This is a genomic window from Rhizobium sp. 62_C5_N11_2 (genome assembly GCF_051811185.1).
Taxonomy (GTDB): domain Bacteria; phylum Pseudomonadota; class Alphaproteobacteria; order Rhizobiales; family Rhizobiaceae; genus Rhizobium; species Rhizobium leguminosarum.
In genome coordinates this window covers 74862-94569 of the sequence record NZ_JBPWPW010000006.1, presented here as the reverse complement: position 1 = coordinate 94569, position 19708 = coordinate 74862, and the positions used below count along the sequence as shown (strand labels likewise).

At 59.8% G+C, this 19708-nt stretch carries 20 protein-coding genes and 3 pseudogenes; 15 read left to right on the top strand and 8 right to left on the bottom strand.

What is annotated here, in order from left to right:
- The first annotated feature begins 12 nt into the window (after positions 1–12).
- The 6 genes from AB8B31_RS35200 (at position 13) to AB8B31_RS35175 (ending at position 4374) form a co-directional block, all read left to right on the top strand.
- Positions 13–1050, top strand: coding sequence for a DUF7146 domain-containing protein (locus tag AB8B31_RS35200; protein WP_439007713.1), 1038 nt, complete (start codon positions 13–15; stop codon positions 1048–1050).
- 329 nt (positions 1051–1379) lie between these two features.
- A complete protein-coding gene (locus tag AB8B31_RS35195) occupies positions 1380–2321 on the top strand; it encodes a DUF2493 domain-containing protein (protein WP_439007712.1) in 942 nt (313 codons plus the stop codon).
- Positions 2322–2404: 83 nt separating this feature from the next.
- Entirely contained in the window at positions 2405–2665 is a 261-nt protein-coding gene (locus AB8B31_RS35190; RefSeq protein ID WP_047622831.1) for a type II toxin-antitoxin system Phd/YefM family antitoxin, read from the top strand.
- Positions 2655–3074, top strand: coding sequence for a hypothetical protein (locus tag AB8B31_RS35185; RefSeq protein WP_439007711.1), 420 nt, complete (start codon positions 2655–2657; stop codon positions 3072–3074). The genes AB8B31_RS35190 and AB8B31_RS35185 overlap by 11 nt, the downstream gene beginning before the upstream one ends.
- A gap of 585 nt (positions 3075–3659) precedes the next feature.
- The gene (locus AB8B31_RS35180; RefSeq protein WP_439007710.1) at positions 3660–3983 is read left to right on the top strand and encodes a DUF736 domain-containing protein; all 324 of its coding nucleotides are present in this window, start codon (positions 3660–3662) and stop codon (positions 3981–3983) included.
- Positions 3984–4041: 58 nt separating this feature from the next.
- On the top strand, positions 4042–4374 hold the full coding sequence (locus AB8B31_RS35175) for a hypothetical protein (RefSeq protein WP_064696206.1): 333 nt from the start codon (positions 4042–4044) through the stop codon (positions 4372–4374).
- Positions 4375–4436: 62 nt separating this feature from the next.
- Here AB8B31_RS35175 and AB8B31_RS35170 read toward each other — a convergent pair whose 3' ends face one another.
- Positions 4437–4730, bottom strand: a complete 294-nt coding sequence (locus AB8B31_RS35170; protein WP_439007743.1) for an HU family DNA-binding protein — start codon at positions 4728–4730, stop codon at positions 4437–4439.
- A gap of 381 nt (positions 4731–5111) precedes the next feature.
- Between AB8B31_RS35170 and AB8B31_RS35165 the strand changes: the two genes are divergently transcribed.
- Positions 5112–5276 (top strand): hypothetical protein, encoded by a 165-nt coding sequence (locus AB8B31_RS35165; RefSeq protein ID WP_439007709.1) that lies wholly within the window; start codon positions 5112–5114, stop codon positions 5274–5276.
- Between the two features lie 192 nt (positions 5277–5468).
- Here AB8B31_RS35165 and AB8B31_RS35160 read toward each other — a convergent pair whose 3' ends face one another.
- Complete coding sequence (locus AB8B31_RS35160; RefSeq protein ID WP_438826592.1) at positions 5469–5672, bottom strand: WGR domain-containing protein; 204 nt, start codon at positions 5670–5672, stop codon at positions 5469–5471.
- Positions 5673–6244: 572 nt separating this feature from the next.
- On the opposite strand from AB8B31_RS35160, the gene AB8B31_RS35155 reads away from it, so the two are divergent.
- A complete protein-coding gene (locus tag AB8B31_RS35155; protein ID WP_439007708.1) occupies positions 6245–6730 on the top strand; it encodes a hypothetical protein in 486 nt (161 codons plus the stop codon).
- A gap of 1472 nt (positions 6731–8202) precedes the next feature.
- A complete protein-coding gene (locus AB8B31_RS35150) occupies positions 8203–8646 on the top strand; it encodes a hypothetical protein (protein WP_439007707.1) in 444 nt (147 codons plus the stop codon).
- A gap of 359 nt (positions 8647–9005) precedes the next feature.
- Here AB8B31_RS35150 and AB8B31_RS35145 read toward each other — a convergent pair whose 3' ends face one another.
- The 6 genes and pseudogenes from AB8B31_RS35145 to AB8B31_RS35120 all read right to left on the bottom strand — a co-directional run.
- Positions 9006–9194 carry a hypothetical protein gene (locus AB8B31_RS35145; protein WP_162735831.1) on the bottom strand — a complete coding sequence of 63 codons (189 nt, stop codon included), beginning with the start codon at positions 9192–9194 and terminating at the stop codon, positions 9006–9008.
- A 219-nt stretch (positions 9195–9413) separates the two neighbouring features.
- Positions 9414–9807, bottom strand: a pseudogene (locus AB8B31_RS35140) (DUF1003 domain-containing protein); the annotation flags it as partial.
- Between the two features lie 76 nt (positions 9808–9883).
- The gene (locus AB8B31_RS35135; protein WP_113207729.1) at positions 9884–10315 is read right to left on the bottom strand and encodes a pyridoxamine 5'-phosphate oxidase family protein; all 432 of its coding nucleotides are present in this window, start codon (positions 10313–10315) and stop codon (positions 9884–9886) included.
- A gap of 27 nt (positions 10316–10342) precedes the next feature.
- A complete protein-coding gene (locus AB8B31_RS35130; protein WP_113207728.1) occupies positions 10343–10705 on the bottom strand; it encodes a hypothetical protein in 363 nt (120 codons plus the stop codon).
- 907 nt (positions 10706–11612) lie between these two features.
- Positions 11613–11879, bottom strand: a complete 267-nt coding sequence (locus AB8B31_RS35125; protein ID WP_113207726.1) for a hypothetical protein — start codon at positions 11877–11879, stop codon at positions 11613–11615.
- 294 nt (positions 11880–12173) lie between these two features.
- Positions 12174–12554: pseudogene (locus AB8B31_RS35120) on the bottom strand (ATP-binding protein); the annotation flags it as partial.
- A 6-nt stretch (positions 12555–12560) separates the two neighbouring features.
- On the opposite strand from AB8B31_RS35120, the gene AB8B31_RS35115 reads away from it, so the two are divergent.
- The 6 genes and pseudogenes from AB8B31_RS35115 (at position 12561) to AB8B31_RS35090 (ending at position 19387) form a co-directional block, all read left to right on the top strand.
- Positions 12561–12755, top strand: coding sequence for a PAS domain S-box protein (locus tag AB8B31_RS35115; protein WP_113363160.1), 195 nt, complete (start codon positions 12561–12563; stop codon positions 12753–12755).
- 341 nt (positions 12756–13096) lie between these two features.
- Entirely contained in the window at positions 13097–13390 is a 294-nt protein-coding gene (locus AB8B31_RS35110) for a hypothetical protein (RefSeq protein ID WP_113207725.1), read from the top strand.
- A gap of 278 nt (positions 13391–13668) precedes the next feature.
- Entirely contained in the window at positions 13669–14580 is a 912-nt protein-coding gene (locus AB8B31_RS35105; protein WP_439007706.1) for a PAS domain-containing protein, read from the top strand.
- Positions 14581–14887: 307 nt separating this feature from the next.
- Positions 14888–15493 carry a recombinase family protein gene (locus AB8B31_RS35100; protein WP_113207723.1) on the top strand — a complete coding sequence of 202 codons (606 nt, stop codon included), beginning with the start codon at positions 14888–14890 and terminating at the stop codon, positions 15491–15493.
- 15 nt (positions 15494–15508) lie between these two features.
- Positions 15509–18478, top strand: coding sequence for a Tn3 family transposase (locus tag AB8B31_RS35095; RefSeq protein WP_113207722.1), 2970 nt, complete (start codon positions 15509–15511; stop codon positions 18476–18478).
- Positions 18453–19387 (top strand): annotated as a pseudogene (locus AB8B31_RS35090) (IS3 family transposase). Before AB8B31_RS35095 ends, AB8B31_RS35090 begins: the two are co-directional and overlap by 26 nt.
- The last annotated feature ends 321 nt before the right edge of the window (positions 19388–19708 follow it).

Below are 19708 nucleotides of genomic sequence, written 5' to 3'. Positions count from 1 at the left end.
GGGAGGTCTGCCATGCTAGCTGCCTCGGATCTGGCGGATCGTCTCGCGCAGGACGCGGAGGCGGTCTGCCGGCACTATCTCTCCGCCGGTCGTCGAGCCGGCAACTACTGGCTCGTCGGCGATGTCGCCAACAACAAGGGCCGGTCCCTATATGTGCATCTGACCGGTCCCCGCGCCGGCCGATGGACGGATGCGGCGACCGGCCAATTTGGTGATCTGCTCGATGTGGTCCGGGAGACCTGCGGCCTCGTCGATTTCCGGGACGTTGCAGACGAGGTCCGCCAGTTCCTCAGCCTGCCTCGACCGGAGCCGGTGTCGTCTCTCAGGAGGCACGCCCAAAATTCTGCCGCGGTCGAGCGGCCCACGGCTGAACGCGCCCGGCGTCTGTTTCGGATGACACAGCCATTGGCAGGCACATTGGCCGACGCGTATCTCCGCAAGCGCGGTATCCTGAGGGCATCGACCCACGCGGCGTTGCGGTTCCATCCGTCTTGCTATTATCGCGATCTCGTGACCGCCCGGACCACCAGTTATCCGGCCCTGATCGCAGCCGTGACCGAGCCTGCCGGCGCAATCACCGGCGTTCATCGCAGCTGGTTGGATCCCGACGGCGCCGGCAAGGCCAAGGTCAACGATCCGCGCCGCGCACTTGGCGGACTGCTCGGGAATGGCGTCCGTTTCTGCTTTCCGGTCAATGCGCCTGTGCCGGTCATGGCGGCAGGCGAGGGGCTTGAGACCATGCTGTCGCTCTCACACGTGATGCCAGGAATGCCGATGGTGGCGGCGCTCACGGCCAATCACCTTGCCGCCTTCCGCTTCCCGCCCGGATGCCGGCGCATCTATATCGCCGCAGACGCGGATGCCGCCGGCCGGCATGGGATTGAGGGCTTGAGCCGCAGGGCACAGGAATGCGGCATCCTGCCGCTGGTGCTGTCGCCGGAGCTCGGCGACTTCAACGAGGATCTGCGCTGGCTGGGGGCGGACCGGCTGACCGCAAGCCTCAGGGCTCAACTCACTCCGGAAGATGCAATGGCCTACCTGCCCGCGTGAAGCGCGTCGGAGGCTTGGGGGAGGGGTGCGGGCGGTACTGGGCGAGGTGCAGTCCATTGGCCTCATTCGGGATGGGCGCGCGCCCGCGGGCCTGCCGAGAGGCGACCCTTACCACGCGGTCCTCCGGGCCTTCAGCGGGTCGGTCAGGTTTCTTCCCCTGTCAGACCGCAGGCGCGGTCCGTCATTCCTCGCGGATCAAGAAACCCTCCCTCCGCCGCCCGGCGCTTCGCTGGGCCGCGGCACTTCGCTTGCGGTTCCGGCCTCGGCCCCGCTTGACCGGGTTCGCCGTCAGGCCGCGAGAGGCGCGGCCCAAACCGACGGAGACCACCATGGACCTGATCCTTCACCCCGATGACAGCTTCGAGCCCCACCACGCATCCTCCCCGACCGACCGCTTCATCTACGAGATGCAGGTCTTCGGCTATCGTCCCTTCCAGGACGAGCCCGATCCGCGGCCATTGCCGGAGGAGCCGCAGGTCCAGACTTCGATCACCACGATCTTTGACGCCCTCGCAGAAATGCTCGGCGACACCCGGCTGGAGCCCGATCTCGAAGACCTGCTCTGGTCGGTCCCCAATCTCTTCCACCGGGCCGGCGAGCGCATCCAGCGCGAACTCGACCGCAACGAAGAAGCGCAGCGCACCGGCCAGCGCGAGCAGGACGGCTCGGAGGTGAAGAGTGTCGAGCTCGAACGCCTCATCGCCGAGGGCATCACGCTCCTGGAACGCCGCAATGCTTTCGAGTTCATGCGCGACTTCAGTGCCGACCTGTTCGAGGCGCGGACTGGATCGTCCTGGCGGCCGCGCAGCGGCTCCAAGGTCAACCACGCCAACATGACCGCGGCGATGATCGACAGTCGCGACTTCCTCTCCGCCCGACGTCGCGCCGAGACAGAGGTGCTGATCCCTGCCGGCACCAAGATCGCCTTCTCCGGTGGCATGGATTATAACGATCATGAGCGCATCTGGGCCAAGCTCGATCAGGCGCATGCCAAGCATCCCGACATGGTTCTGCTGCACGGCGGCTCGCCGAAAGGCGCTGAACGCATCGCCGCCTGCTGGGCGGAAGCCCGCAAGGTCACGCAGATCACCTTCAAGCCCAACTGGACCAAGCATGCGAAGGCCGCGCCATTCCGGCGCAACGACGAGATGCTGTCGGTCATGCCAGCCGGACTGATGGTCTTTCCCGGAAACGGCATCACCGGTAATCTTGCCGACAAGGCGCGTCGCCTCGGCATTCCGGTCTGGCAGGCTTCAGGAGACGGCGCGTAAGCGCCGATTTCCTCGAAGTACGCAAAAGATGGAAAACATGGGAAAATTGGATTATATGGAGAACCATACCGGAGACCATAGCGATGAAGCAGTTCACCACAGGCGACCTGAACAAACAGATCGGCGATATTACCGATGCGGCGAGCCGCGAACCGGTCATGCTCACTCGCCACAAGAAGCCTCGCTTTGTGCTGATGAGTTACGAGCACTATGAGCGCATGCGCACGGGCGGCGACCCCCGCCGCGCCTATCATATCTCCGAAATGCCCGCCGAGCATGCGGAGCTGTTCGACGAGGCGCTCGATCGGCTGGCGCGCGGCGAAGGCTACGATGATGAGCCATGAATTCCGCCCCGGCGAGGTCATATCTTATCCGTACCTTTGGGCCTGGCAGCAACAGCGCGGCGAAACCGAGGGCCGCAAGCAGCGCCCGGTCTGCGTCGTCATCGCCATCGGCAGCGCCTCCGATGGGAATACCCATCTGGCCCTCCTCGCCATCACCACGCAACCGCCGCAGACGGGTCGTGCCGCTCTGGAGATCCCGGACATCGAGCGCAAGCGCGCTGGCTTGAGCGATCTGAAGCAGTGCTGGATCATGGCCGACGAATACAATTACGATATCGTCGAACGCTCCTGGTACATCGAGCCCGATCAGGACGTCCTCGGCCGCTTCAGCAAATCCTTCATGGTGAAGATCGCCCGACTGTTTGCCGAGACGCGCGGCCGAACCGGCCGGGTCAACCGCCTCGATTGAGCGGCGATCGAAACGGTCATCATCCGGTACATCTCCGGCGACTACATCGTCAGCGCCATCAACATCGTAGGCCGTCCTCACGAGGCAACTCTCCGACTGCCGGGTGTTTTCGGCTGGTCTCATTTTCCTAACAATCACCGGGGCGGGAGCGATGCTTGGAAATCAAGCCGGTGTTTTGATCTCGATTCAACGGAGCTGCAGTCGCGCCAGAGCGCACGGCAATTCGAGCGCCACACCGACCAAAGCAATCTCTGATAATGACGATGGGACTGTAACGGTGGCGGTCGCTCGCGCCGCGTCCACCTCGTTGAAGGCCAGCATCGGTTGACCCGAACACCCACCGACGCAAGCGACAAGCTCGGCACTCTGCGGGTCCGCAGAGGGCAGCCACGGCGAGGTCTCCTGCCGATGTTGCAATCAAGGACCATTCCCGTTCTTTGTGTCGCCTTTCTAAGGGACCGGCCGCGATCAGCGTCAACCCCGCAAGGGGGTTGCCCTCCGCTTAAGCTTCGGTGACGCCTGCGGCACAGCCCCTTCTTCGGGCGCCATCGGGAATGGTCCCGATGCAACGAAGGAGACAATCCCATGGCTATCACGATCGCAACCCTCACCGAAAAGACCGACGGCACTCTCGAAGGTGTCTTTGCCACCATCCGGGTCAACGCCCCGATCGCCCTCGTCCCGAACGCCAGCAAGGCGAGCGAAGAAGCCCCCGATTACCGCATCATCCACCGCAAGACGGGCTTCGAGATCGGCGCAGGCTGGAACCGCATCTCCCGCCAGACTGGCGAGGAATACATCTCCACGAAGATCGAAGCCCCTGAGATCGGCGTGATCTTCGGCAACGTTGCCCCGGCGCCCGGCGGCGAGCCCGGCAAGAAGGTCATCCTCTGGAACAGCCCGGCCTGAACCGGACCGCCGGCCCCGCAATCGGGGCCGGCGCTCCCCGAATTCAAAGGAGGCCGCCTTGAGCCGCTACACGATTACTGTCACCCGAACCGCATCCCGCCACTCAGACCCGGATGCGATCATCGGCTACGACCGCCCGCTTCAGACGTTCTTTCTCCAGGCATTTCCGGATGCCGAAGGCGAGAATCTTGAACTCTGGCTGGGCACTGAGCTGAAGGAATTCGAAACACTGTCGCAACTGCGGTCCGCAGCAATCGCACGCGGTTTCGACTTCATGCCGTTGGCATCGAGCATTCTTCACAAGCTGCTCGACGACCATGTCCGTGAAGCGCATCACGCGGTCAGCGACACGACTATCCAGGACCTTATCAACGGGACACCCGCCTTTTAGCGCACGCCGAAAACGAAATAGCCCGGCTCGGCTCGGGCTATTTTTTTGCTTGGCTGGCAAGATTACTTGTTCAGCGCGTCCTTCAGTGCCTTTGCCGGCGTGAACGCCAGCTTTTTCGCCGCAGCGACCCTGATCGTCGCACCGGTCGCAGGATTGCGCGCTTCGCGCTCCGGCGTTTCCTTTATCTTGAACTTGCCAAAGCCCGGCAGCGAAGTCTCGTTGCCGGCCACCGCCGCTGCGGTGATCGAGGCGATCACTGCCTCAACAATGGCTTTCCCCTGCGCCTTTGTAAGGCTGTGTTCGGTCGCGATCTTGTCGGCGATTTCATTGGTTGTAGTCATATTCACTCTCCGCATCGTGTCAGATGCAGAATCCCTGCCATTACCGGCCCGAGCTGTCATCGACACGCTGCGGCAAATGGTGCGGAAAGCCCCGATCTCCACAGTTATTCACGTGCTCAGGTGTCAGATAACCCGAAGACGGGCATCGAGCCCGTCCTCGGGTCCGGGTGCGATACGGAGAGGAAATGTCTGCTCAGTCCGTCCGAGGATGCCATGGCGGCATGTCGGCCTCAAGGACGAGCGGTGCCCCCAATTTTGCCTCCGCTCCGGTTCCCTGCGCTCCGACAAAATCGGCACCCCCACTCGCCGGCTCCGCCGGTCGCTGGCGCGATCCTTGACCCCGCCACGCCCCCATGACCGCACGCGCCGTCTTTCACAAACCTCAAGGAGACGACGATGCTTCTGGAACAACACATTGAAGAGCTGCGGGCCGAATTGCGAAATGCCGTGTATCCCGACGAACGCCACGCGATCGAGGTCGAGCTGGAGCTCGCCTGCGCCGAGCTGGCGGTGATCATGGCCGAACAGGAGGGTGTCATCGACGCCGAGCCGCCCTTCTGAGGCGGCTTTCGCCATATCGCGCGGCCTGACGCGCCGGATCGACCGGCGCTTCAAACCCAAAGCTTCACTTCGCATCGGCAGTTACCGGAAGCAGCCGCATTTCCCGCGTGAAGGACCCGGTCGGATTCCCAACTCGTCTTTAATCCCATGCCATCCACCTGAGGATAGGATCGTCCCATGGCGCACCCTTTGCTATCTGTCAGCCGTTTCAGCTTGCCGGACAGGCCGTTTCGGCCTGTATCCTCGCGACCGTCTCTTTCGCAGAACCTGAAGGAATAGCCTGACCGCCTCTTCCTCTCGCGCGAAATGATGCTCCCGCCTTTGGCCTGCAGTACCGATCCGGCCCCATCGCCGGATGAGACAGGCTTCGCCGAACAGGTTGGGTTCGATCGACATGGCATAAAAGCGGGCCATGTTTTTCTTGGCGTCGATGCGTTCGACGTAGAGCTGGTAGGATTGGGTAATCATGGTCCGGAGAATCGGGTAAGGCCGACTCAGCGTCCAACGACATATTTGAATCGGTTGGTTTCGATCGATTCATGCTGATGATGAGTTGTCGGCTGACGATCCGGGCGAGCCGCCTGCGGCGGCCGGTGCTACTCGCCTTGCTCACGGAGCCCGCCAGCGGTCTCCGCCCATCCGGGTCACGCCCCTCTCGCCGTTGCCGCACCGGTGGCGCGAAATTTCCGCGACCGTGGGCGATGATATGCTGCATAGCCGGCTGGGCGCCGGATATGGGCACGGCGCCCGGGCGCCGTGGTCTATCTCTCTCTGACGTCCCATTGTGCACCCGCCACTCCGGCGTCAAGGACAGCGCGGCCCCTCCCATTTTCAGCCGCCGTCCCTTCGGGCCATCGCCAGAAAATCGGTTCCTCCGCTTGCCGCCGCTGGCGGTCGCGATGCGATCCCTGACCCCTCGCGGCTACGGTGCGGGCTCCTTTCGTCAGAGACAGAAAGGAGACACTACAATGTCCGATGACTGGTACTACGTCCATCAGCTCGCAGTGCTTGGGGGCTTCAGGCTTGTCGTGCTCGCAAATCGCATCGGTTGCGAGGACGAATTGTTGCTGGAACTGCACAACGAGCTCGCCGAAGGGCTGGCAGCGGCAATTGCGCGGCTGCGATCCATATCGGCGCTGGAGCGCCAACTTGCCAGCGAGCCGGACGAGGAAGGCCTCGCCGCTTTCCAGCTTCACGGCGAGAAGGAATGCTTTGCGCGCTTCCGGATCACTTTGCTCGACGACCTCGAAATCGACTTCGACACGAACGAGTACCGTCTGAACGGCGGCGATTGGCACAATGCGCTCCCGGCCGATTGCGACGGCGTCGAGATCAGTTATGCGAGGCTTGTGGCCCTCACCGATGAGGAGCTGGGCACGCTCGCCCCGATCGTCCGCGCGATCCGCAGCGAGGCGGACATCGGCATCAGCATCGCACGCGTCATCTATGGTTGACCGCTGGCGAGGGGCGGCTTCGGCCGTCTCTGGCCTCTTTTGTTGGCTTGATCGCTTACCGGCATCGAGCCAGCCGCGCGGTCTTGAGGGGAGAGACTTGCCGCCTCTCCCCTCAAGCACCCCTCTCCCTGCGGCGCGGGCCAAGGCCCGCCCGGCCTTTCCGGCCGGTAGACGGACGCTGCCGCGACTTCCCAAAACAAGACGGAGAGGAGGATCACTTGCGCTACGCCCCTCATGCTTCGGGCATTCGCTCCAGATGATCGTCCTCTCCTGCGGCGCGCTCGCCGTCTCATCGTTCGCGTGCCATCGATGTCCGTTCCCTTCAGTCACGGACATCCCGGCACCTCACGACGACGGCTCGCATCAGCATCTCCAACCAAATCGGCCTGGACACCGCGCTGTTCCTCCGGCGCGGATCAAAGGCCTGAGCCTATGATCGCTGTTGCTTTGTCTGGCGACTCGCAACAGCATTGGCGCCTCGGGCACGGTGGCCAGGCCGATTTGGTTGGAGATGGCAGGATAGGCTATTGGTATACCAATAGCCGTTTCGCCCGAGGGGCGAGTCACCTCAGAGGCGAACAAGGGTTTCCCGGTCTTTCATTTTCCAGACGTAACGAGGCCATGAGGGGAAGACGTCGGGTCGCCAGAATAGGGGAGGCTCCGGAGCGGACTCTTTGGGCAGACAGCCTTCGGCCGCCGTGAAATGCAGCGGCATCTCGGCGGTCAGGCGTTTTCGCTCATCAGCGAATCGGCGTATCCGCCGATCGGTGGATGGTCGATTCGACGGACCTGCGAATGTGCGAATAGGCGACTGCGCGTATACGCAAGTAGGTGAAACGCCGTTTGAGCGTATCAGGAGGTCGGCGAATGAGTGAACCAGTGATTGAGCAGTTGGGTGAAACGGCAGATCGGTCAGCCAGCACATAAGTGAAACGGTGCGACACGGATCTGGCGAATGGGAATTCAGGCGATCCCCTCAATCAGTGTATTGGTGATTGCGCAAATCGCCGAACGGGTGGTTGCGTGCACGCGCGATTGGGCGGATCAGCGAACAGGTCATTCCGGGAACGGGCTATTGAGCGATCCGGCGCATCGGTGAATGAGTGATGCACCCGTCTGGCGAAAGGGTGAAAGCGTGTCTAGGCGGCCGCCGCCTTTGCGGATAAGCCCTCAATTGGCAATTGTGATCGCAGTCGTGGTCGCTGCGGTTATCGCAACAAACAAGACGCGACAAAGGCTCTATCACAACCGTTCGCGTCAGCGCAGCAGCGTGGTCACCTGATCCTCTTCGGAATCCGACGCCCGGCTCCCTCGTCTTTTCCCGCTTGAGCAAGCCAATTGCCGCTGATAAATTATACCGGAGTATAATTTGGAAACTTGGTCTAGGCTGCGGGCCGGGCCGGTACTCCGTCTTTCAAGGATAAGGTTTGACTCTGATACACAATCGGTCCCTCCTGACGAAGGAATGGTACATGGTGCCGTTCACTGCGGACTGCCCTGACTGTGGTGCGCAGACACGGTCCGCAGCTGTTGTCGTTGGCCCTTCAAGCCTGGTGGGGGACGCCGGGTCTGAGCCGGAAAGCGATATACTCGCGAAGCCGCGCAGAACACTTGATGCCTTCGCATTCGTCGAGGCACTAGGCGGTCAGACCGAACATGTCGAGCGATCCGTCGTCAACCGCTTCCATAGCACCTTCGCCTTCGTGAACGGCCAACTGACATCGATCTGCGAACACTGCGCGGAAAATCTTCCACCCGCAGCAATCCGCTCCGCCGTCATGAACGCCTTTGTTCGGCTTGGGCGGAAGCGCCTGCTGGTGAACGAGCGCTTGATGCTCTTTTCCTCTGAGGTGGTGCTGACGGAATTTCGTGGGGACACGTCTATAGAGGAAAGCGCGATGCGCGATCCGGATTAGGGGCACTTTGGGAATCTCTGCAATAATACCCGCTAAGGTTTTATGGCTGAGGTGACGGAAATAAAGGACAGGGTGGTGTCGGCGCCAAGTCGTTCGCTACGGATTTTGTAAGCGGCGTTCAGATGCGAGAGATCAAAGATGCGCTCTGCACCGTTGTACTGTAGAAGGCTGATGGTCTGCATCTTCGATGCAGAAGAAGATCGCCGAGGCTTCGGCGCTTCAAGTGCTTAGAGGTCGAGCAGCTGATGTATATGGGCGAGCGTAATCTCGTCCAGTGCTGGCCGATCTCTTTAGACGCATTGAGAAGCGGCTCGATAGATCACCAAGCCTCATCGTTCTGGACGAGGCATGGCAGATGCTCAGCCATCCGGTAGTCGCCGCACCCCTTGTGTGGTGCCTTGCCTGGAGAAAAGTTTGCCTTTCAGGACGTCGTCAGTCAGATCGGCAGGCAAAAGCCAGGACAGCGCTGCCGTCGCAGCTCGCCCAATCCCGTCCTGCACCGTGCTGCGGGCAATCCCGAGCAGATCGGCAATATCGCGAACGCTCACGCCGTCTGATCGCAGTCGACGCAATGTCGTCGTTATCTCATGGTCAGCCTTCGTCTCTTCGACATGCCATCTCCTCACGTTCAAAAGGAGGTGCACGCCAAGGTTGCTGTCCCAGCCGCACTGCTTACGTTGAAAAACTGTCCGGCATCGAATTGGAATTGCGTCCGGTAAATCATCGGAAACTACACCATGATTTCTCAGATTGACCTCGTAATCCTAGGACGCGTCGACGCGGTCCTTAGCAGAGTGCCGGTTCTGGCTCATCATGGTGACGGGCGCTTGAACGGCGGCCAGCATGGAGAGGATAAGGTTCAGGAATATGACCGGGTAGGGATCGAAGGCGTGCGAGGCTGCGATCAGATTGACCGCTACCCAGATGGCGAGCGCAGCGGCGAAAATTGCAATGAGTGTCCAAGAACCGCCGAATTTCGCTACCTTGTCTGCCAATCGTTGAGCCGAGGAGAGCTTCTCGTCGAATGACTGATTTTGAATCGCGGGTAATTTCCCTTCGTGAAATCAGTCGCCGGAATACCGCTTGCTTTCGCTGCGTCAGCGGCTAGAAGGGCTTTCCCAGGTAACGATTGGCACCAAGCGAAATTTCCTGCGCAAATATCTCGCGCTCATGTCTCTACAGACATGATCTCCTCCAGATGTACAAACTGGCCGCGACTTCAGGGCGTAAGCGCCATTCAAGACGCGACCAATTCCCTGCCAGATATCTGAGCAATCGAGATACTGAAGAAGATCGGAGCTTCCTTACCCTCCGAGTCGGCGCCGGGCTTGGAGGATCCGGGCTCCCACCACAATGGCCGCTTTTGTAATAGGGACCAGGCGTAAAGACGTTCGTTGTGCCGCTCCGAAGTGTCCGGCAGTTCCTCGTAGGTCCCTTGAACGAGGACGCTCCTCCAACGGTGATGTTCCCCGCTTTCCTCCACCTGAAGGCAAGCGTTCGGATTGCTCCGCATCCAATCTACCTTTTGCCCCGCCAGGGAAAAGACATAGAGCTTTTCTCCATCGAACGCATAGTGGACGGGCACGACGTAAGGTCGATTGTCGCGGACACAGGCAAGATGCCCAACATTTTGGTGGGCAACGACCTCCCGGCTTTCGCGGTCAGTCATTTCTCGAACGCCCAATTTATGATCCTCCTAGCTCTGAAACGCGGGTATGGAACGGCGCGAGCCTTGGCGTTTGCTCGAAGGTGCAATGGTTTTCGTTGCTTCTTCCCGGCCCATGTTTTCGAAAGTTGCCTCGAAAAGCTCCTGCGCATATGCAATCGCAGAATCGGCATCCAAGGACGACAGCTTGATGTCTTCGCATTTCAACCGCATCGCACGGCGAATGGCTGACAGCGCCTGTTGGGCTGCATGTTTGTCACCATCTTTGATGAGGAGGCTCAACGAGGTCATTGCGACAACCTCCAGTACCGTCATACGGCCTTCGATCTCGCCCATGGACTGAATGGCAAGGTTTGCGCCGTTCCCGTAACCATCGCGCTTGGCATTGTACATTTCGGGAATCCCTTCATGAAGTTCGGCTTATCGTATCGGTTCATCGGAATTTACTCCGTGTGAACGGCTTAGCCTTCTTGCGGACGTTTTTGGCTTCGGCCGTAGCACGGACCCTCCCTCATTTTCCCAAGCTGAAACAGCCGCAGAGTCCGCGTTCAGTCTTTGCCGTTTGGACGCCGGATAATTGACGGTCGGGATAGTTGCGGCCTCAATCCGACGAATGACAGCGACCTCCTGCAAGTGCCGATCACCTTCGGTCGCTTGCATCTCAGAAGTAGCGTAGTCAGCCCGCTTGAGGACGCGTCTAAGTGTTTTTCGTTCCTCGGGCGTGGGGCACATCGATTCTGATCCTTCAGACTTGGCGAAGCAAGTATCGAGAGCACATGCGACATCGCTGTCCATCTCGGCTTGGATGAAGTCGCCGACGCGATATTCATCGCATGCACGTTTGTGCCTTCTTCATCCAAGGTCCCCGGCGGGGTTCAGCGGCCTTCTTCCGGCGTTGAGAAGAAGCTGGCGCTCTGTCGCAGTTGGCCCCAACAGCTTCAGCAGTCGTTTCTCTTCAAGCGGGTCAAGCCGGAAGCGTTTGGCAAAATCACTTATTGTCCAGACCCTGGCCAATCTGGACGAACGAGACTGTTGAGCCTTCGTGGCAGTCATTTGCTGCTCTCCTCAGTTGCGGCCGTCACTTGAACGTCGCGGTGGCCGGGACCTGTCCTGTCGCACGCGAGATCCAGGGGCCTGCTGCGCCATTGGTTTCTCCATGAGCATCGTACGGGCTGCTCAATCTATAAAGGACCGCGAGAGCGAGCCCAATTGCCAAAGCGGCCACCATTATCCTTCGACCAGCCCGAGAAACCATAAGGCCGCAATCCTTTGTAAATAAGGTACCGTAAGGGGCCGCTCGCTATTCCTTACCCTCGGCATCCTTCTTGATTGCCGACTCCAAGTCCTGCGGATGAACCTGCAACAATTGCCTTGTCCCGATACTGACGCCCACGGCTGGTATTTCGATATGCGTTGCAGTTCTTCGGTAAGCGGGAAATGACAGTCCTTCTATCAATTCTTCATCTACTATCACTCGGTAGGTGCCCGCATCGAGCGGGACGACCAGAGCGCTTAGGGCAAAAGGACGAGAAAAGGTAATCTCAGATTCTGTTGTGCGTTCTGACATAGGAACCTCAATTGGTCGATTGGACCAACGCTCACCGCAAACGATGCTATTTCGGTAACTGCAATCCGGACGCTACCAGAACGTGCCTTGCAGTATGACGTAGAGAATGAATGCGACAGCCATGACCGGGATCGATTTCATGACGAAATCCCCGTATCTCAAGCCGCTGAGGAATCGCATTGCGCGTTCGTGTCTGGAAGTTCTTGCTATGGAAGACATCGCGTCCTCCCGCTTGGGGCTAGAGCTTTTTGCGGCTCTAAAAAGCAGCGCCCGTTCCGTGGCTGCTACTATATCTCAAATGGGGAGGCTGGACGCAATTGCAAGGCGAAAACGACTCCTTGCAGAATAATGGATAGCGGCATTTTTCATTGTCGCGAAGTAAGCGGGTCTGCCACGCTGGCGTTTGGCTTCCATCGCGGATCGACGCCGACAGCTTTCGACATTCATCTCAAAGATTGTTGCGTGGTGGACGAGACGATCAACGACGGCGAGTGTCATGGCGGGATCGGGGAAAACCCTGTTCCATTCACCGAAGGGCTGGTTGGCGGTGAGCATGAGTGATCGCCGCTCGTAGCGCGCGGAGATGAGTTCGAAGAGCACGCTCGTTTCAGCCTGGTGCTTGGTCACATAGGCGAAATCGTCGAGGATGAGCAGATCGAATTTGTCGAGCTTCGGACTTGAATGACGTTGCTCGAGCTGGAGGAAAGCGTGAAGAATTCGCGCCCGTGTCATGACGGGGCGGCCCTTCTGGCCGCCATTGTCAAGTCCTCCGACGCGATCGTCAGCAAAAGCCTGACGGGCGTTATCAGGACCTCGAACAAGGCGGCCGAACGGCTGTTCGGCCATACCGCAGCCGAGCGAATGGAAATAAATTAGGTCATTTGCATTTTGCAGCGTAGGATACTCTGTCGGCCTATTCTTCCAGGGCAGAGCCGATTGGGAGATTATACGCGCTCTTGCCTGACGGTAGGAGTAGATATGATGAGACGTAGATCTCTCAACGACGATAGAACAACGGTTCCCGCTCCAAGGACCGCCACGCCTATTACGAACCCCAACCCTCCACGAGCGCAGAGCAAGCTGCACAAGTTTGCGATCAGCGGGGTTCCCATGAATGAACGCGTCCAAACCATAGTTTGCTCGATCGGCGACTTGCGGCTGGCACTGGAAGCGGACGTTGCTTGGTCGGTTCGAGAAAGTGCACGTGGGAGAACGTTATGACTACCCCACTGCCGTTCGAAAAGATGCCTGTCGAAGAAAGGCAGGCCATCCTTAGGGCACTCGCTCACAAACTTCATGCTTGCGCCCTCATCGCTGAGCGTGATGGAGATCTGGTCTGGAAGCTGCTTCTGGCTCTCAGTGCCCGGTTGGAAGGGAGCAGTGAGGAAGTGGCAGCAGATCCATGTCGTGGCGAGGATGTTGTTCGAAAGTCATTGAAGTTGCTCAGTGAGTTCGAGTTGCGTCGACCTCACTGCACGGTTCATGAGTTCGCAATCATGCCGCGACATTGACCTTTAGCCAATGATCGGTGTGATCAGGCGGAGGTCCCAGTGAACCGGAAAAGGCGGATCGGACGGTATGCGGGCTGAAAGCTGGGGGCGCCTTGAAACGGAGGCAGCAAGGCGTCCAGGCGGCTGCGGAACGGGACGCCAACTTCGTTCTAGAATATGCCGTTAAGGGCGGCTCTCCTTGGCTTCAGCTTCAGCGATTAAGATGGCGCAAAACCAGCGGCTGGAGTGCAGTTGTCGATCAGAACGAGAATTAATGGAGACGGAGCCGGGAGGCTGCTGTGCAACGGTTCATTCTCAGGCAAAATATCGACCTGTTTCGCGCGCGGCTGCTGGAGCCACGTAACGAGCACGACACCCACTTCCTCAAGGTCATGCTCTCGCCGGCTCTGAGAGAGCTGGCGATCCTCGAAGCAGTGAGTGGCTTCGGTGTGGAGATCGATCCATTGCACGCGGAGGTACAGCGGAGAATCTTCCGTGACGAATTTGAGCATTCGTCAAAGCCCCACCTCCTGCTGGACCCCCGCAAGGGACTGCACATCGTCGACATTAACGCCGCGTACGAAAATGCCACTCTGACATCTGCCGCCGAGGTTGCAGGGAGTTGCATGTTCGATGTCTTCCCCGACAACCCTTCGGACGAAGAGGCAGACGGGGTCAGCAATCTCTATGCATCGCTTAAACATGCCGCCGAGGATGGCGTTTCCAATGCCATGCGTATCCAAAGGTACGATGTCCGGGACACCAGCGGCCTCTTCGTGACTAAATTCTGGAAGCCGGTGAACACTCCCATCTTCGATGCCGAGGGTCGCCTTATCTACCTGCTTCATCAGGTGGAAGACGTCACCGAGGCCATTCAGAAGAAAATGACCGAGGCAGCCGGCAGTCCGGAAAAATCTAGCCGTTTGATCCAGCGCAACGACTGTCTCGATACGAGCCACTATCCGTTTGTCCGCCGCCAACTAGGTCACGCGTCTGCGGCACCCACCAGCCGACATCAGCAAGAAGAGCATAGCGAAGAGATCACTGCACCCAGAAATCCAAGGAACATCCGATGCGACATGCGACGACAGCAACCACCCCTAAAGCCAATGAAAGCCGGTCGGCAGAGAGTGCCGGTATTCAGGATGGCAAGGTTCCTGACTTTCGGTTGCAGAAGCCAGACGAGGGCGGCTGGCAGGTGCGCGTGGTGAGCGACCGCGGATCTTACTGGTTGCGCGCCAACCACGTGGAACTTTGCGACCACGGAAAACGGATCGATCTATCGGATGCGAATGCCTTTCTGCGCGCAGCTCGAAAGGATGGGTTCAACACCGAATATGTCGGCCCGAACGGTAGCGCCTTCATATAGCTGCTTTTGGTGGCTGACGGAAAACACATGATTTCCGCGCAGCGCCGTCGCAGGGTGAAGTTGGCGTCGTAGGATGGCGATTTTCTGCGCGACAAACCCTGTCGGAATGTGAGACTGTGCGACAATTCCTGATTTGAGGTTTGTCGCACATGTTGATCGGCTACATGCGGGTGTCGAGTAGTGATGAGCGCCAATCGGTTGCCTTGCAGCGTGATGCCCTTATCGCGGCCGGGGTTGATGAGCGTCATCTGCATCAAGATCGCGCTTCCGGAGCGCGCGACGATCGGCCGGGCCTGAAGACCTGCCTCGGGGAATTGCGCAAGGGCGACGTGTTGGTTGTCTGGAAGCTCGATAGGTTAGGCCGGTCGCTCTCTCACCTGATCCGTATCGTTGAAGAGTTGAAGGTACGCGGCGTCGCCTTCCGCTCTCTGACGGAGGCGATCGACACGACGAATTCGCACGGCTCGTTTCTGTTCAACCTATTCGGCACGCTTGCCGAATACGAGAGAGCGTTGATTACGGAGCGGGTCAATGCCGGCCTGGCTGCGGCGCGCCGGCGCGGCCGCAAGGGCGGCAGGCCTCCGGCGATCGATGCGGAAAAGGTCGAGCAGGTTCTGGCTGCTTTGGAAGCTGGCGCCAGCAAGGCCTCCGTGTGCCGGACGTTCAAGGTACCGCGCTCGACGCTGATCGACACACTGAGACGGATTGGATGGACCGGGTCCGGGAAGAAAGATTCGCCCGACACCTCGCATTAAGGGCTGATGTGACCGATGTCCTTCCTCGATGCGCAGGCGCGCACCATTTTGTTCGAGCCGCCTGACATTTATGAAGAAGCCCTGGCGCGCTATGCTCTGTCTGCTGAGGATATTGCTTTCGCAAAGGCGCATCGCCGGTCGCATAATCGGCTGGGCTTTGCAATCCAGCTCGCGCTGGTCCGGGATTTGGGGCGTCCGCTGCGTCCAGGAGAAGTCCCGTCTCAGGCGGTCGTCTCTATTGTCGCCGACCAGCTTGGCATCGACCCTGCGGTGTTCGGGCTCTATGCCCAACGGGAGGAAACACGCCGCGAGCATGCGCGCGAGATCGTCGCAGCGTTGGACCTCCAGCCTGTTCGGGCGAGCGACTATCGCACACTGATCACCGTGGCTGCACGTGAGGCGGCCGCGACCGAGCAAGGCGCGCCGATCACCAAGGCGGTGATCGAAGCACTCAAGGATAGGATGCTGCTCGTTCCCGTGCCGGAGCTGCTGATACGTCTGGCACTGGCCGGCCGGGCGGCGGCACGCCGACAGGCTTATCGCGAATTGATCCGGGGCCTGGAGCAATCGTCTATCGAAGCGCTTGATCAGCTTCTCGCTGAGCGGGCGGGCGATCGGAGCCACCTCGGCTGGATCGCGGAGGCGCCTGAAGGAGCGAAGCTGAAAAACCTCAAGGGCCTGATCGCCCGCCTCGAGGTTCTTGATGCGGCCACCATTTCCGATGAACGTCGCAAGACGATCCATGCCAACCGCTATGGTATCATCGCCCGGGACGCGCGCGTTCTGCATGCACGCGAGATACGACGCCTGACATCCGAGCGTCGCTGCGCCACGCTGACCGCCTTCGTCATCGAAAAGCAGGCGGCGATCACCGACCTCGCGATCGACATGTTCTGCAAATTGATCGGCAGCACCCGTCGCAAGGCCGAGATCAGCCGCAAGGAGCGGCGGCTGAAAGAGGCAGACGTTCTTGATGGGGTGGCGCTCAATCATCTCAAGCTCGGCGAGGCTCTTCTCGCCGCCCGTGAGAGTAACACCGATTTTGCATCCGCGATCGCAACCTCCCTCGGCTGGGACGGATTGATCGCCAGCATGACGGCTGCAGCCTCTGTCGTGCGCCCAGATCGCAGTGACGAATTCGACGAGCTCATTGAGCGGCACAAATCGTTGCGCAAGCTGGGCAGACTCATGTTCCGCACGTTCTCGTTCCGGTCGTTCCGTCCCGACGACCCGATCCTGACGGCAGTGGACCATCTGCGTGCACTGTACGATGGCCGGAAATTGCCCGCGCAGGTGTCGCTCGCATTTATGACCCGCAAATGGCGACGGCGTGTGCGCTCGGATGGCACCCATATCGACCTGCGCGCCTGGGAAGTGGCGGTGCTCGTTCACCTGCGGGAACGTCTACGGGCCGGCGACATATGGGTCGATGGCAGCCGGGCATGGCGCAGTTTCGAGGATTATCTTCTGCCTCGGCCGATCTTCGCCCTGATGCGCGCCGAAGGGCGGCTCGGGCTTGCCATCCCTGACAGCTTTGCCGAATGGCGAACTGAGCGCACCGCCACGCTCGACGCGAAATTGAAAGAGCTGGCCAAGGCGGCCGCCGCCAACGCCATTCCGGATGCGGCGATATCCGACAAGGGTCTGTCAATCTCGCCGATCCGCGAGGAGGACCGCGACAGGATCGTCACGCTCAGCCGCCGGCTTTATATTCTGGTCCCGCGGATCAGGATCACCAGCCTGCTCGCCGAAGTCCATAGCTGGACCAGGTTCCTCGACAGCTTCACCCACTACCGCACCGGTGAGACGGCAAACGACGAGGCGGCGCTGATGGCCGCGATCCTTGCCGACGCTACGAACGCCGGCGCTGAACGCATGGCGGAAAGTTCGCGCGGCGTCACGATCCATCAGATGATGCTGATGGTGGACCGGCATCTGCGATCGGAAACTTATGCCACAGCGACCGCCGTGCTGGTCGATGCCCAACAGGCCCATCCCTTCGCCGCAGTCTGGGGCGACGGCCATATCTCATCCTCGGACGGGCAGTTCTTTCCGGCCGGCGGGCGCGGCGAAGCCAGTCTCGACTACAATGCAAAATACGGAAAACGGCCGGGTGCGTCGATCTATGGCTTCCTGTCCAACCGCTTCGCCTCCTTCTTTTCCCGCATGATCCAGGCGTCCGAAAGCGAAGCGCCCTACGTGCTCGACGGTCTTCTTCACAACGAGAGCTCCGTCGAAATCCATGAGCACGCAACCGATACGGCCGGCGCCACCGAAACGACGTTTTCCATGTTCCACGCCTTCGGCTACAGGCTCATTCCCCGTATCCGCAATCTCGGCAATCGCAGGCTCTTCGTCATCGATCCAGACCCGGCCTACGGACCGCTCGACGCGCTGATCGCGGGAACGGTCAACATGGATGTCATCGAGCAGCACTGGGACGAGGTGTTGCGGCTGAAAGCGTCGATCGCTGCAGGTCTGGTGCCGCCATCCGTGATCCTCAAGAAGCTGGCAGCATCACCCCGGCAAAACCGGCTCAACCAGGCCCTGCGTGAAATGGGCCGGATTGAACGCTCAATCTTCATCTGCGACTGGCTGCTCGACACGAAGTTGCGCCGCAGATCACACGCGATCCTCAACAAGGGTGAAAGTCGGCATGCTCTTGCACGCGCCGTCTTCCTCCATCAGCTCGGCGAACTGCGCAACCGCGTCGCCGAAACCATGGCCTACCGGGCGTCTGGCCTCAACCTCGTCGTCAACGCCATCATCCTATGGAACACCGTCTATCTCAGCCGCGCCGTCGATTATATCCGCAGCCAGGGCATCGTCATGCCCGACGAGGTGCTTTCCCAGGTCGCACCGCTGCCCTGGGCACATATCGCGCTGACCGGAGACTACCTCTGGAACGAAATTGACCGCCCCCTCGAACGCTTCAGGCCGATCCGCGCTAACCGCTTCAATCCAAACAACTTCAAATTCCCTTAGCGGGTATTATTGTAGAAATGCCCATGGAGCCCCTCTCGGCGTCAGCCAGCATTCGCTCTACGAATGGAAGAAGAAGTTTGTTTGGTCGAACGCAAAGGGCAACGACGAGGCCGATGAGATCAGGCGGCTGAAGAAGGAACTGGCTCGCGTCACCGAGGAGCGAGATATCCTAAAAAAAGCAGCCCGTATTTCGCGAGGGATGCAAAGTGAACAGACCGATCTGCTCCTGAAGGTATGGGAAGAAGCGGCGAGGGCTACGGTTATCGCAAGCTGCACGATGACCTTCTCGATCAGGGCGAGATGTGCTGCCCGAACCGGGTTGCGTCTGACCCGCATTGCCGGGAGGCGCAGATTGGCTACAAACGCCATCCCGGCATCTATGGCGGCGGTCCTGCCGTCGCTATTGACAACACGCTCGACCGGCAGTTTGACGTAGCGGCTCCACGGACATCACCTACATCCGGACGTGCGAAGGTTTTGCTTATTTGGCCGTCGTCATCGACCTCTATTCCGGCCGGGTCATCGGCTGGGCACTGCAGAGCCGCCAAACCACGGACGTCGTGTTGCAGGCTCTGCTCATGGCCGCGTGGAGGCGCACGCCGAAGAACCAGGTGCTGATCCACTGGTACCAGGGCTCGCAGTTCACCAGCACGGATTGGGCTTCGTTCCTGAAACACCACTATCTGGTTCATTCGATGAGCCGACGCGGCAACTGCCATGACAATGCGGTGGCCGAGCTTCTTCAATCTACTGAAGCGAGAGCGGATACCTCGCAAGGTCTACTGTTCACGCGATGAAGCTCGCCAGGACGTGTTCGACTACATAGAAATGTTCTACAACCCGAAACGCAAACTGGTCAGGCCCGGGATGCTGTCACCAGTGGAGTTTGAGAAGCAGCAGAAAATCTAACCCGAGGGTGTCTACGAAACTCGGGGCTATTCGTTAACACGCTTGGAGATCAGGACGAATGCCTTTTGTCGGGCGCTGGCATGGACTTAGCCGGTCTTCGGCATGTCCGCTCGTCCAGTGGTGTCCTCCCCTCATATGAAAGTCTTGAAGGCGCAGCCGAACGGGAGCCTTATACGTTTGACGATCGCTGCCCCTGCCATTCGCATTGGTCAAGAGCCTCGACGCCAGAAGACCCGAGACCCCTGTCGAAGGTGGTCCTGTGCCGGTCTTGGTCGTTGTCGTATACTTGCCCGATCCGGCAGCGCTGCGCACTGCGTCTCA

What these genes read in the sequence shown, in the direction of transcription:
- AB8B31_RS35130 (WP_113207728.1), bottom strand. Translation starts at nt 10,705, where the DNA reads ATGTACAATGCCAAGCGCGATGGTTACGGGAACGGCGCAAACCTTGCC.
- AB8B31_RS35100 (WP_113207723.1), top strand. Translation starts at nt 14,888, where the DNA reads ATGTTGATCGGCTACATGCGGGTGTCGAGTAGTGATGAGCGCCAATCG.
- AB8B31_RS35095 (WP_113207722.1), top strand. Translation starts at nt 15,509, where the DNA reads ATGTCCTTCCTCGATGCGCAGGCGCGCACCATTTTGTTCGAGCCGCCT.
- AB8B31_RS35115 (WP_113363160.1), top strand. Translation starts at nt 12,561, where the DNA reads ATGACGTTGCTCGAGCTGGAGGAAAGCGTGAAGAATTCGCGCCCGTGT.
- AB8B31_RS35150 (WP_439007707.1), top strand. Translation starts at nt 8,203, where the DNA reads ATGGTGCCGTTCACTGCGGACTGCCCTGACTGTGGTGCGCAGACACGG.
- AB8B31_RS35190 (WP_047622831.1), top strand. Translation starts at nt 2,405, where the DNA reads ATGAAGCAGTTCACCACAGGCGACCTGAACAAACAGATCGGCGATATT.
- AB8B31_RS35155 (WP_439007708.1), top strand. Translation starts at nt 6,245, where the DNA reads ATGTCCGATGACTGGTACTACGTCCATCAGCTCGCAGTGCTTGGGGGC.
- AB8B31_RS35125 (WP_113207726.1), bottom strand. Translation starts at nt 11,879, where the DNA reads ATGTCAGAACGCACAACAGAATCTGAGATTACCTTTTCTCGTCCTTTT.
- AB8B31_RS35135 (WP_113207729.1), bottom strand. Translation starts at nt 10,315, where the DNA reads ATGACTGACCGCGAAAGCCGGGAGGTCGTTGCCCACCAAAATGTTGGG.
- AB8B31_RS35185 (WP_439007711.1), top strand. Translation starts at nt 2,655, where the DNA reads ATGAGCCATGAATTCCGCCCCGGCGAGGTCATATCTTATCCGTACCTT.
- AB8B31_RS35160 (WP_438826592.1), bottom strand. Translation starts at nt 5,672, where the DNA reads ATGTCGATCGAACCCAACCTGTTCGGCGAAGCCTGTCTCATCCGGCGA.
- AB8B31_RS35200 (WP_439007713.1), top strand. Translation starts at nt 13, where the DNA reads ATGCTAGCTGCCTCGGATCTGGCGGATCGTCTCGCGCAGGACGCGGAG.
- AB8B31_RS35180 (WP_439007710.1), top strand. Translation starts at nt 3,660, where the DNA reads ATGGCTATCACGATCGCAACCCTCACCGAAAAGACCGACGGCACTCTC.
- AB8B31_RS35170 (WP_439007743.1), bottom strand. Translation starts at nt 4,730, where the DNA reads ATGCGGAGAGTGAATATGACTACAACCAATGAAATCGCCGACAAGATC.
- AB8B31_RS35195 (WP_439007712.1), top strand. Translation starts at nt 1,380, where the DNA reads ATGGACCTGATCCTTCACCCCGATGACAGCTTCGAGCCCCACCACGCA.
- AB8B31_RS35165 (WP_439007709.1), top strand. Translation starts at nt 5,112, where the DNA reads ATGCTTCTGGAACAACACATTGAAGAGCTGCGGGCCGAATTGCGAAAT.
- AB8B31_RS35110 (WP_113207725.1), top strand. Translation starts at nt 13,097, where the DNA reads ATGACTACCCCACTGCCGTTCGAAAAGATGCCTGTCGAAGAAAGGCAG.